The following is a 12,788-nucleotide window of genomic DNA, read 5'->3' on the forward strand; positions in this document are numbered from 1 at the left end:
CATCGCTGATGCGATCCTTGACCGCATTGTTCACCACTCTTTAAGGGTCGAATTATATGGCGAATCACTAAGGAGAAGAAACTCTAAATCAGAAAATGTATTTTTGTAAAAATAATAGTTGTTAAACCGGACAAAAACATCCGCTCCAAAGAGCCTATCTGTACAACAACTTTACTCTCTTTCAAACCCTAACTCAGAGGGGTCACTTTAGATTGGCGAAGAGGGGTCAATATCATTGGTATATCCAATTACCACGGATACCTCAACAGATGCGTATGTAGGTGGTATTGTGAAAATGGTACATCATCCATTGCAATGGAAAATACGTCAAAGTCCCCAAATTTATCAGGTGTTCTCACAAATTTTAGAAGAATCAAAGTTATGGGTAACGCTTGATAGAGGAAAGATTGTCCCTCCTTCATCATTTCAAGGAGATTTGCAAAAAGGCTTTATTCATTGGGATATAAACACAACTTTATTACCGCGGCCCATTCCAATTCAAGGCTTGGTTGCTCTTACTGATGCGCTCGAAAATCAAGGTGGTTTCCAATGCGTTCCGGGGTTTCATCATCAATTTGAGAAATGGAAGATGCACCAACCGGACAATCGTGACCCTTATCGCCCCAATTTAAATGGGCTGAAAATTTCTTCTATTCCAATGGAGGCTGGGGATTTAGTAATATGGAATTCATTAATACCACATGGTAATGGTCCTAACATTACAGAAAATCCGCGAATAGCACAAATTGTAAGGATGTTCCCTTGCGAATTGTATGACGATTTAACTCTCAAGAAAAGGCTTGATATGTGGAAATATAAATTGCCATACGAAGCCAATTCGTCCGATATACCTCATTGGAAGAATCCTAAATTATCCAATTTAGGAGAAAAATTGATGGGGATCCGCAAATGGTAGATTTTAAAAAAGCAATTAATGTTTATTAGTTAATATAATAAACAAAAAGAGCTGTCAAATTTTGGCAGCCTTTTTTCAGATCCTTTATACCCTGTGGAAATTGTCTGCTCCTGTCCAAGTTGCACTCCATATTTTAGCTTCCTCTTCTTCGTCTTTGAAATTTTTAGCTAAATGCCAAAGTGTAGCAATTTTCTCTTTTCCATCTTCAATGGTATGCTGGCCTGTCCATGACGTTATAGAACCGTATTTCCCAAAGTTTACAATAAATGATATCAAATCACCTGTAGCCACACCTGTAACCTCAAATTCTTCCATATTTGAAGGATCGCCTACGGCTGTAACATAATTACCTTTAATATGGCCATTCGTTAAAACTTCGATTTGCATTTTTGATTTTAACTGATTTTCCCATTCACCAGTAAAATCTACAGTGGGTGTCGGGGGCGATACTAATGTTAAATTCTTTTTAAGTAGAAATTTCATAATTTTTGATGTTAAAGATTAAGGTTATTTAGTTGTCTTACAGTACAAAGTAAGTAATATTCAAGGATTATTAATAATAAATATTTTAGCTATTAACATTTTTAAAAAAATATCGATTCAGCTTAATAAACTGCGATTTGTTTTCTTAGGTTTTGCGTTCTGAGGGCATAAGTACATTGTTTTTTAAATCGTAGTTACTGTCACCGGCCTAGCCAATATCTTAATGTCACAAACGATCGGCTACCGTTTTCATCGGCAGGGTCAAGGACATAATAACCTGCACCAATGAGCTGCCCTGCATTATTGCGTTCTGTCCCGTCCAGATATTCAATTGATGGGTATATTTGCATATATTCTGATCCGGAATAGCTCCGTCCGTCATTCCGAATAGGTAAAAGCGCGATTTTATCCATGTATTTTAATGAATCTCCGTAACCCAGTTCCCAGTTACACCACTTGGATGCTATGGCACCTTCAGTCGCTAGAAAAATAAATTTTTTATTCTCTTTGATCTTCTGTTTAATACGGATTGCAGTTCTTCCACTAGTCGCGACAGGCATGCCTTCGTCAAGCCAGTCAACGTAGACATCAACATCAAATCTTTTAAGAAAGCTTATAGCAGCATCCAAGTCTTCTATTTCGTCGTGTTTGTGCGATAAGAAGATGGTGACTTTATTCAGCTCGCTCTCATTTTTAAAAGACCTTAAACTATCGGTTGCGGATAATCTGGTTGTTCTGGTTGTGTTGCGAAATTGATTTAATGCTGATTTTGTGATAACAGACATTGTGTTAATTTATTAGATCGTCAGTTATTTTACTTTTTGTATGATCTCGACTGCTTTTAAAATTTTATCGATAACATCATCCCAGTCAGTTTTTTTTTCTCCCAGATTAGTAATAACTGATTGCAAGTCCTGATTCCCCTGATAGTACTTGTCCAGTTCAGCAATCACTATATCCCAAACTTCCCTGGCAGCATAGCCGGTCAAGCCAACAGGTATCGGAATGACGCCTTTTGCCCAACAAATCTGAAATTCTTCTAAAAGTCCGGGTGAGTTGATTATGCCTTCCTCAGTTTCCTTATTACCGAACAGGAATATAGCAACACCGGCATGAGAAACCATCTCCTCACGATATTCTTTCTTTTGTTCTGCAATCTTTCGCTCTCCTGATTCAATCTGCGGAAAAGGGCGCAAAATCAGCAGATCATCTAATTTTAATTGCGGGGCTAAGCGCTTGAAATCCATTATGCCATTGATCACCATACTACCGACACCGGTTCCAAAGCCGTTGACAACCTTATAGTTTTGTTTAACCAGGCAATAAGATAATTTATGGATCAGATATTTAGCTTCCTCAGTTGGGTAGGGCGCGTATTTTGCAGCGGCACCTGATATAAAGATCGTTTTCCTTTTGATCCGGTTTTCTATTTCAGTCAGCATCTTTGTGATATCAGCATATTCTTCAACCAATACAGGGTGAATACCATAGCGGCGGAGATCGGCAATTTTCAGTTTCTGCTTAACTTCGGCATAGTGAAAATCCTTTTTGTTTTCTTCTTCCGTTTTATGAGGATCCTTAAAACCCGATGCTGAAACCTGACGAAAAATGCAGTAGTGTCTCGGTGTGTTATCTTTTAGCAGTATTTTTATACGGCTTAAAATATAGTCCAGATTCGGGTCGTCGAAACTAAATCCGATAAATAAAAATGTTTTGGATAACAGGTCGCCTCGTAAAGCAGTAGAAAAAATCTCCCTTTTATCGTTGTAAGTCTCGTAATCATCCTTGATAAGAACTGCTTCATCCGGGGCATCTTTGTCACCATGCATTTTATACACCACCGCATCTCGTTTACGGACATTCCTTGAAAAGTCTACGTTTCTTACTTTTTTATCAATCACTTTACCATTCGATTCCAGTGTTCTTTCGATCAGCTGATCGTAGTTAGTGGTCCAGTAGGTGTCAATATCTAATCTGGCCAGAATCTTATGGTTTTCATTGCCGGTTTTTAGCGTAGTAAACTCATTAATTATCTTGTGATTGATTTTTGACCGCTGAAAGGAGTTATAGTGGTATTGGGCGAGAGAAACCAAGTCAGTTTCCCGGTCAACATCGAGATCCAGTTCTTCCGCCAAATCCCTGAGTAAACCTTTCCAGTCGATAAAGCCTTGTCCTGCGGACATCCCTGCTCCGGCAAAGATCGCCGCATCACCATCATGTATTTTTTCGACAAAAGTCTCGATAAATTCTTTTTGAATTTTTGTAAATGACATATGTAATAAGATTGAGATACTATCGGTTTAAATAAGCTTTTTCGACCCAAGTTCCAAGATTGTTATACCCGTCATCGCTCACGTAGTCAAACACAGGGAAACTGCTGAACCAAATTGTTGAACCAGACTTATCTGTGCCAACCTCAACATTATAAGTGCTGCATCTGCCTGATGTATTTCCCTTAAAATCCCTGAGTTTATCGACGTATACGCCAATAATGGCATTTCCACGTTTATAACTTTGCTCCAATTCGTATTTGACAAATGGACGAGTTAATGTTTCTGCGCCAATCAGAACTACTGTAACTGTAGAACCCCAAAGCTGATCATCGATCCAATCTCTCACCGCCTGGGTACCACGCTGTTTTATTTTTTCAAATTCAGCATGGTCAATGTAGCCTGCAGCAGCCCGGTCCGGTTTTGTAACCCATGCGTTTCTGACGATGCTGGCCCTTGTGACGTCATTATCGTAGTGGAAACTAAAAAAAACTTTTCTTGCCATTTTTGATTCTGTTTGTGATAAATAGATTACAATATTAATTATTGAAGAAGTCAATCTTCACCCTGAACTCTTTGATTACGTCTGTCCAGAATACATCCCTTTCTTCCCGCGTTTGGGCCCTGGTTTCTCCAAATAGCCTTTTAGAGTTATCGATGGAAACGATTTTACCGCGTTGGGCCACCTGGAACTTGCCAAGAGCAGAGTTTTCCCAGTCACAGGCTTTGATAATAATCGGGATGATCAGTTTATTTTGTTCGATCGCCTTTGGAATTTCAATATTGGTGATATAGTCGGTGTTCAGAAATTTAACGCTGATCAGGCACACCATGATGTCACATTCATCGATCTGTTTTTTGATCTCCTCATCCCATTCTTTGCCGAACTCAATCTTCTTACAGTTAAAAGTTGCAACTCCTTCGCGCTTGAGGGTGACCAAATGATCCTCAAACTCCTGTAAATAATCTTCATCGAACTTGGAGTAGGAAACAAATATTTTTTTCATGCTGGCTAATTTTTTTTCAGTGAAAGGCTCAAAAGCATTAACTGGTATAACTTTGGTATTAAGTGTGTTGATATTGTTCTGTACTATCTCATAAGCATCAATTGTATAAGCATCTTCAGCCAGACTAAATAAATCTATGTACGAAACAAAGTCACGATCATTGACGGAAAGGTAGGCATCATCGGGCACAAAGTCCTGATTGCGCTTAAAGCTCTGCCAGACCCTGCACTTCATTTGTAACTCGGTCTCATAGGGAGGCGGCGGTAATTTTTGATATTTGGCAAATTCTTCGAAAGTGAACAGATTGGTTTCGGTGTAATTCCAGTAAAGGCCTATGATGCTGAAGAATAAATATTCTGAAATATCACTTGCTGAAAAACGGCAATCAGTCAGGCATTGAAAGTTGACTTTAATCTTAAGTTGCTCAAAATCAAGATCAATGAGCACACGTATTTCCCTGTTTATTGTGAAGAGCAAACGATTTCGCCAGAAGCGTTTAATATCGGGCAGTTTGCCAAAAAAGCAAATCATCTGATTGATAAACCCGAATGGGATGAAGTCTTCAAATTTGATGACGAAGTTGGGTTTTTCCAATCCGAACACGAGTAACTGCAAGTCGATATCATTTGGCTGCAGCAGCGGTAAATAGTTAGGAACTATATATTCCTGTTCATCAGCCCTGCCCGTAGGATTATGCAAAAAGATAACATTTTGTGCTTTTAGCAATAGAATGATCGTTTCGTCGGTAATCATTCGCTCAAATGCCTTTTTACTAATAACGCCGGGAGACTTATAGTGCCTGGCATCGGCGAACGTCTTTGAGAGCAAGTCGTGCTGGATGTGTTCGACCAGTTTCTGCGGATTGAGCCAGCAGATATTCTCTAACCCTGGAATGTCCGGATAGTAAAGTATGAGTCCGAAACGATGCAGTTGTATAAGATTATTGATCAATGATTTCTTACGCTCGTCATAGCTTAGTCGTGCAGGGCGATAATGAGTGAGAATGTCTTCTAGCGCTGTGGCCTGGTGGTCTTTACTATCCCGGTCAACTATATATTGCAGAAACTTCACGTACCAAATTGGTTCTACGGTAGTAGTCTGCAATTGGTCGATGATATTGACCAGATAACTCCCGAAATATTGAAGTCCAGCTATATAGAAATCGCTTGCGAGATGGCTGATTTCATTGCTGTCATCTTTGCTTAGGGATAGGTCAAATCTGTGTAACAGTCCCGGATAATGCTGATAATTCAGGGGGGTAGGCTCACTGGTCACCTTATCAATATGCGTTTGGATAAGGATGTATGGAGATTGGGTAGTTTTGCCCTTTTCCTGATAATTCTTCTGGCCGAGCCAATACTGACGATTCAAGTTAACATTGGGAATGCCGCTTTTATCCTGATCGATCTTATTAGCATCTGTCGTCTGATCGAAAAGGATCAATTGCAATGCATATTCACTCACGAATGCTCGGTAAACACCATGGTAAAAATCCTGACCGCCAAAATCAAAAAATATGGCATCCGGCAGAAGTGGATTGTTTTCCGGAAAGTAATTGAGGTTTACGATCCGCAGGATATGGGTACTACCCTGATTTCTTTCGTGTGTGAAACGATCAACCAGGGTCGATTTACCGACAGAATGATTACCGAACATGAGGATTTTTACCGGATAACGAATGGGAATCTTTTCCGAGTCATCGCGGCGCCTGTTGATGACCTCCACAATGAATGGTAAATGGTTTTCGGATGGCGAAAGCTTCAATTGAAAAACCTGAACGAAAGGGTTTTCGTCAGCATTCAAGAAGAAAGTTTCCGGCTTCCAGATTAGCGGTGTGAAATGATCAATATTGTTGATGTGGTTTTCCCGGATGTGTAATTCCCGTAGCTTGTCTAAATTGTCCAAACCTGGGAGCTCATTAATTGAATTATGATTTAAATTTAAATATGTTACGGGCGACGGCTGTTGAACAACAGGCAGCTTTTCTATGATATTATATTGGAGGTAAGCGTTTGATAGCTGGGGTAATTTAAGGACGTTATTAATGAACCGGATCCGATTATTATTGATTACAAAGGTTTCCAAGGCACTCAATTTTTTAATGTCCTTTAACGACGAGATCTGGTTATAACTCACGTCAAGGTATTGCAATTGAACATGATTGCTTAGAATAGTCAGCGAATCAATATGCCAGCTTTCTGCAGCATCGCCGCAACAGATCAACATCTTTAATTGCCGGAGCGAACGTACCGCAACAGGGATTTCCGTTAAAAAATTAGGATTGCCTGGGTTTTTACTTACTTGAACTTTTGGAAAAAAATGCGTTTGGTCGTATTGACTATATTCATTGGCCAGGATAAGCGTGGACAGGTGAGTACATTTTCTCAGGGCCAGGTCTAATGCACCTCCCTGGTCCCAGTCACTGGAAACCAGGCCACAATGGCCCAGATCAAGTGAAATTGCTTTTTCGGTGATACATTCTTCTATTAATTTTCGTGCGTAAACCGAAGGGGAAATATGATCATCTTGATTGGGTGGATTTGAAAGCTGAAAGTTTCTGTTTTCATCAGAAAATGCTTTTTTTAATTCAGCATACATATCCGCACTTATCCTCGCCATCGGTTGTTTATCGACGCGATAACCTCTTTGGGCGAAGAAGTCAACGATCGTGCCCATGCCGATATTGAGCTCTTTTACAGCTTTAATGAGCTTGATTGCATTTTCTTCGGGCATTGTTGATAAGGTTTTGTAATTGACAGGGTAAATTAATAAAATGAAGCGCGCAGTGCAAGCATTTTGAGAAAAACAAGATAAAATCCTGTTGAAACAGAATAATGGTTTGACCCCAAATTGGTATCTATATCGATAGTTATTCGGTGAGTTGGCTGATCTGTAACTTAAATGTAGCGTTTGAATACTTTTTGCTCAAACGGCGTCATATTGCGGATTAATCCTGGGTTGCTTGCAAACTTGTACCGTATCTGTTGTAATGTAGAACAATCCCGGAACAAATTCGATATTTTGCGGATAATATCATTCGGTAACCCGGCCTCTTTTAGTGCAATTTCATGATCTTCAGATTGACCGAACTCCATTTTAGTAATTAAATAAGTCAAATTGATGGGCTTATTTTCCGGGTTTCGTTCCCGGATTACAAAATTGAACAGGTGCTCAAAAGCCGTTAAATATTTTGGCAGAGCAAACTCGAAGTATTCGGAGATCAAACTGAATGCGTTCCTTACACGAGTATCGATATTGTCTGAGTTGAAATTTTCTATGAGTTGTTTAAACGACGGGTCCAGGAAAACGTAATATTTGGTGAGCCTTTGCAAGTTGGCAATGGTATAAGTCTGACTTTCCCGGTGGTGCTCGTTGAATAAATGGTTATAACAAAGTTCAAGCATTTTGTCTAATTGATCCCCTGTCGGCAATAAAGAGGTAAATAATAAACTTTCCAAATCCGGGTCGGCACGAAGCGCATCGATTAAACTTAGTTGCAAATGAACCTTGATGAATTTGTTCCCAGTAATCAGGTCAAGAGGAACATTCTTTTGTTCCAAAAGTATTTCGATTGCCGTCCTGGTTTCTAAATTTCCGCCTGTCAAATCCTCTTTTTCAACCTGAAGGGTATCTTCGCCGTCGAGCGATTCATTGTCATAAAAGCTAAATTCAATCACCCCCTTGTTTTCGTCGTGTTTAAGCGGAACCATGGAATAGATATTTCCTATAAAATGGCTTAAAAATCTGCCGGCCCGGCCTTTAATATTTTTCACATCAAAGCCTGTAAGTTCATCAGGCCCTTTGAATTGGTCATAAATAATCACGTTTTTAGCGGTAGTATTTACCCCTTCGACAATCGTAGATGTACATACGACGGCATCTAGCTCGCCGTTGTTGAACATATCTATGATCTCAACCTGAATATATTTCGGCAAAGAGCCATGGTGGAATGCGATCCCCGCTTTTAAACAGTTTACCAATGACCAGTCGCGCGCTACATTATCAGAAATATAATCTATCAGTTCCGCATTGACCGTGCGTGTCCCATGATTGGCCAGGTATTTTGCCGTGTTTTCTGTATGATACTTCTGACGGCCGTGATAAATAATCGATTGTCCACCTGCGGCTTTGAATATATTCCGCAAATTGGAGCGGGCTCCTTTTAGTTTTTTTATTTCCTTCCCATTGATCACATAGCGCCCGTTCTCCGCGATCTCATCGAATTTAAAATCGTCTTTTTGTACGATTTCGGATTCAAATGGCTTGAACCGGGCCTGTGTTTTTTCAATGAACTTTTGGCTGAATCCCGAGAAATAAGGCCCGATCAAATAAAAATGAATCCCATTTATTTTAGACAACCGGTACAGGCAATTGGTGAAAACTTTACCACGTTCGTCTTTGTCCTGAACTTTATATATTTCGTCCATGGTAAAAAAGTCAAATTGCAGATAGGGGTGACGATCCAGGAGTACGTCGGTTTTTTCCGGTGTTAAAATGAACAAATTATATTGGCGATCATAAACGTGATCCTTATTGCCCAGCGAGTTATAAATTTGATATCTGCCGGAAATCTTGCTGTTGCCTTTCAGCTTACCATAAGTTTCATTCAACAAAGCAATGGTAGGCAGTACAATAAGAATGTTTTTATAATCATTGTGAATAATCAGCTCCTGTACAATGCGGGACTTCCCGAAAGATGTTGGCGCACTGACAATTATTCGTTTTTGCTCCTGGAAAAGATCAAAGAGCCGTTTTTGATCCCTGGTCAATACCGTATCCGAAGCTTCGAGCGTATAGAATTCCTGGCTAATCGAATCGTAATTAGAGCCTGATAAGCCCTCGCCACCAAAACCAGTCATTTCATTGTACAGGAAAACTCTCGATTGTACGATACAATCCTGCATCAATTGCTTGACCAGGCTGTCCTCCACATATTTGTCACCTACATGGCAAATAACAGACAGGCATAAATTATAGTCCTTGTCGATTTCTGAGTTGCTCAACAGGAAGCTGTGAGTCCTTTCCAGCAATTCTTTATATTCACGGTTACTTAGGCTGTTCTGTTCCTTTAAACGGCTTAACAGCGTTTCAATTTTTTCCCGGTTAGTAGCTCTCGTATAAATCATTTGTGGGCAGCTTCAATTTTTTCCAGTTGTTCCTTTATTTCTTTTACAGCCTGTAAGGGCACCAATATAAAATGCACCTCTATATTGGATTTAAGGTTGATGGTTTTACCATCGATGATTTTATACTTATTCTCTAGTTCCTTGGAGAGTTCGCTCGTAAACGCGGTACAGATTTCTTTGTGGTTAACTACAACGGAACTGTCATAGGTGATCAATACCGGGATTTTGAACTTCATCAAATCCAAAGAAATGCCGGAATTGAAATAATCTTCGAGTATTTGCCGCTCCTCTTCAGCTATTTCGGTATTGTTGGATTCAAGGATCGTTAATTCATCTTTGATGACCTGATCGGAAAGGTGATCATTAATGGATTCTATGGCTTTAAATATCGCGGTACTGAAGTCCTGATGGAACTTTGCTTCTCCAAGCCATAAACAAATATTTCCGTTGTCTATGCTGAAATGGGCACAGTCATAACCTTTGATTTCATCTTTCAGAGATGACCGGAGCCTGACTTTGGTAACTACCTTACGAGCCGGATAAAATACTTCCAAAATAAGGAAAAGTAAAAGTTCGCCATAATCCCCCTTTTTTTCTTTAGGCCGTTCGGAAATACGTTTCCAGGCCCTGGTTTGAAGTTTAGTAAATGTTTCAGCATTAATTTGAGCGAGCTCCTGCGGGGTCAACGCAAAATGAATAACGGTATCCCGTATAATTTTTACAAGCTCGCTTTGGCGGTAAAGGCCGCTTTCGTAAGTTAGGTGATAGGTGTCTTTTGCGTATTTGTTGTAACTTGTAGTCAGAATGACGTTACTAAAAAGATGTTGGGCACGTGTGATAATTTCTTTCATTAATTCAGGTCGGTTCTCTAAAAGTATTGTTTTAGATTTATAAGTACAATATTTTTAGAGAAATAAGCCCTATTCCTTATTATTCCCTGATCGTTAACGTGGTACTCAAAGTATTTTTCAAGGGTTATATTGCTCAAACAGGAATTTTATATACACTATGCCACAAACTTCAGATAATTCAGAATACCCAGGAGTTGGTTTCACCGCCAGCATACTCGCCAAATAAATGCTTGAATGACTCATTAAAGTAATCAGACTATCTTACAGAATTCCTTTCAAAGTGATACGTTTGCCCAATATCGTATCGAAGGAACTGCGGCCAAATTCATCTGTAAGCGGACAGATTTCTAGTATGATATCATTCTTAGTTACCTTTCGTACATATCGTCTGTTTATTGTGATGGATATATAGAAGTGGAAATGATACGGTCGATATAAAAAGCATATTGGTGATTGCCATCTATTTTAAGTTTTCGCGACTGAAACAGCAATGCTTTTACATTGAAGGTATCTTTTGGCTTTGATCAAATGACTCGAATGATAAATCACTTTTCACTGAGATATTACGGCCAACTTTCTTAGATCATCGATGAATAGGTTCGAGCCCACTAGGGTGCACCCAGCCGTGTGCTTCTCGAACCATTTTGTGGAAGATTTAAAGAGGTTAGCTTCATTAAAATCTTGGTGAAAAGCTTGGATCGAGCCCGGTTTTTGGGAGACAAACAAAGCTTCCGAGAATGGACATAATCTGAACCTATTAATTGAAAATGAAGATTGATCACCGGATTTAACATGTGATTATATCTCGACTTTAATCTATCAAGCTATTCCTATGTTTGGGCTTTTTAGATTATATTCGAGGCTACTAACTTCAGAAAATTTGCGTGGCAAACCTAAGTCAATTAACGTAGGTAAAGTCCTCCTTCACTATAATTATGGACAATAAGGTAAAAGAAACAGTTTTAAAAAATTATTTGGAAAGACATGTAAGGTGGACCACAAATTCAGTAAATCAACTCACATTTTTTAGCAATGTGTTACTAACTCTTTCTGTCGGCTTTTTATCGTTTGTTTTTAAATTTAAAGATCTTAAGGGTATACACTTTTCATGTCATGTGAACTGGTCTTTGACATTCTCAGCCTTCGCAGTTTTGTTTAGTGCCCTATCCGCTCTATCAGGAGTTTATTTTGCGCTTAACAGATTATACGATTTTTTACTATCCCGGCATTTGGCACTTGTTCGTTACCGTGCGTTGAAATTTCATAATACATTATTAGACCAAAATGTCTATAATCATACCTCTGCATCAAAAGGTTTTCGAAGATGGTTCTTACCATTTAAACTACTTAATGGAAATCCATATTCCATTATAGTAAATAAGAGCGACTCATTAGAAGACGTTGAACGTATTAAATCAGAATTTAAACGCCTAAGGATCTTAACATATAATATTGGACTTATTACTGGCAGGCTTTTAAGCATACAAATTTATTCATTCATGCTTTGTTTAATAAGTTACCTACTATACTTATTTATTTCTTAAAAATATATCACTTCTATAATAGCATGGTATTAGGATCGCTTAATGCGAGAGTTGGCTACGAAAGGCATTTACCATCGCAATTTACTTATTAAAGTTCCTGGGTACTTCTGTTTCATCATTTCTATATACTTCTTTGCCTTGTTTAGCCTCTTTATATCTACACTATTCAGATAAGCCAACCAGCCGTGAACTTCACTTAGAAGTTCAATGTTTTTTTGTTCAGCCGGGTTAGTCAAATTATGTATTTTGGCTCTTAACAATTTATACTTTTGTTTTCCAACGCCTACTCCGTCATTTAATACGACTAACCCAGTAACAATTTTACTTTTTGAGGGTCCGACAAGCCTAGTTTTATCTGCATTTAGCCTAAAATTTTCCTCATTCACAATTCGTTGAATAAAGGGAAATGATCTGGCCACTTTAGATGGCATTAATCCGGAAAAAGTTAAATCGTCAGCATATCTGCTATAATTTAAACCCTGTTTCCCTACATAACCTTGAAGGCGAGCATCCATTCTCCAAACTGATAAATTAGCAAGTTTTGGCGAACATGGGCTACCTTGGGGAAGCTTATCCTCATATGTACAAATA

General features: G+C 39.0%; 10 protein-coding genes. 2 read left to right on the forward strand and 8 right to left on the reverse strand.

What is annotated here, in order from left to right; all coding sequences use genetic code 11:
* The first annotated feature begins 13 nt into the window (after positions 1-13).
* Together AC1DUD_RS30700 and AC1DUD_RS30705 are read left to right on the forward strand one after the other, a co-directional pair.
* Positions 14-109, forward strand: a complete 96-nt coding sequence (locus tag AC1DUD_RS30700; RefSeq protein ID WP_477361193.1) for a hypothetical protein — start codon at positions 14-16, stop codon at positions 107-109.
* 126 nt (positions 110-235) lie between these two features.
* On the forward strand, positions 236-916 hold the full coding sequence (locus tag AC1DUD_RS30705) for a phytanoyl-CoA dioxygenase family protein (RefSeq protein ID WP_477381696.1): 681 nt from the start codon (positions 236-238) through the stop codon (positions 914-916).
* An 84-nt stretch (positions 917-1,000) separates the two neighbouring features.
* Here AC1DUD_RS30705 and AC1DUD_RS30710 read toward each other — a convergent pair whose 3' ends face one another.
* From AC1DUD_RS30710 to AC1DUD_RS30745, 8 genes are all read right to left on the reverse strand, one after another.
* Positions 1,001-1,399: an avidin/streptavidin family protein gene (locus tag AC1DUD_RS30710; RefSeq protein ID WP_477381698.1), complete on the reverse strand. Its 399-nt coding sequence runs from the start codon at positions 1,397-1,399 to the stop codon at positions 1,001-1,003.
* A gap of 200 nt (positions 1,400-1,599) precedes the next feature.
* Entirely contained in the window at positions 1,600-2,184 is a 585-nt protein-coding gene (locus AC1DUD_RS30715) for a TIR domain-containing protein (protein WP_477381700.1), read from the reverse strand.
* A gap of 24 nt (positions 2,185-2,208) precedes the next feature.
* Complete coding sequence (locus AC1DUD_RS30720; RefSeq protein WP_477381702.1) at positions 2,209-3,672, reverse strand: SIR2 family protein; 1,464 nt, start codon at positions 3,670-3,672, stop codon at positions 2,209-2,211.
* Positions 3,673-3,691: 19 nt separating this feature from the next.
* Positions 3,692-4,174, reverse strand: coding sequence for a TIR domain-containing protein (locus tag AC1DUD_RS30725; protein ID WP_477381704.1), 483 nt, complete (start codon positions 4,172-4,174; stop codon positions 3,692-3,694).
* Positions 4,175-4,208: 34 nt separating this feature from the next.
* Positions 4,209-7,409 carry a TIR domain-containing protein gene (locus tag AC1DUD_RS30730; protein ID WP_477381706.1) on the reverse strand — a complete coding sequence of 1,067 codons (3,201 nt, stop codon included), beginning with the start codon at positions 7,407-7,409 and terminating at the stop codon, positions 4,209-4,211.
* A 164-nt stretch (positions 7,410-7,573) separates the two neighbouring features.
* The gene (locus AC1DUD_RS30735; RefSeq protein WP_477381708.1) at positions 7,574-9,802 is read right to left on the reverse strand and encodes a DEAD/DEAH box helicase; all 2,229 of its coding nucleotides are present in this window, start codon (positions 9,800-9,802) and stop codon (positions 7,574-7,576) included.
* Positions 9,799-10,653, reverse strand: coding sequence for a HamA C-terminal domain-containing protein (locus AC1DUD_RS30740; protein ID WP_477381710.1), 855 nt, complete (start codon positions 10,651-10,653; stop codon positions 9,799-9,801). The genes AC1DUD_RS30735 and AC1DUD_RS30740 overlap by 4 nt, the downstream gene beginning before the upstream one ends.
* 1,612 nt (positions 10,654-12,265) lie before the next feature.
* Positions 12,266-12,788: reverse transcriptase domain-containing protein (locus AC1DUD_RS30745; protein ID WP_477381712.1), on the reverse strand; the 523-nt coding region annotated here is incomplete at its 5' end.

The sequence above is a fragment of the Mucilaginibacter sp. P4_A11 genome (genome assembly GCF_056402535.1).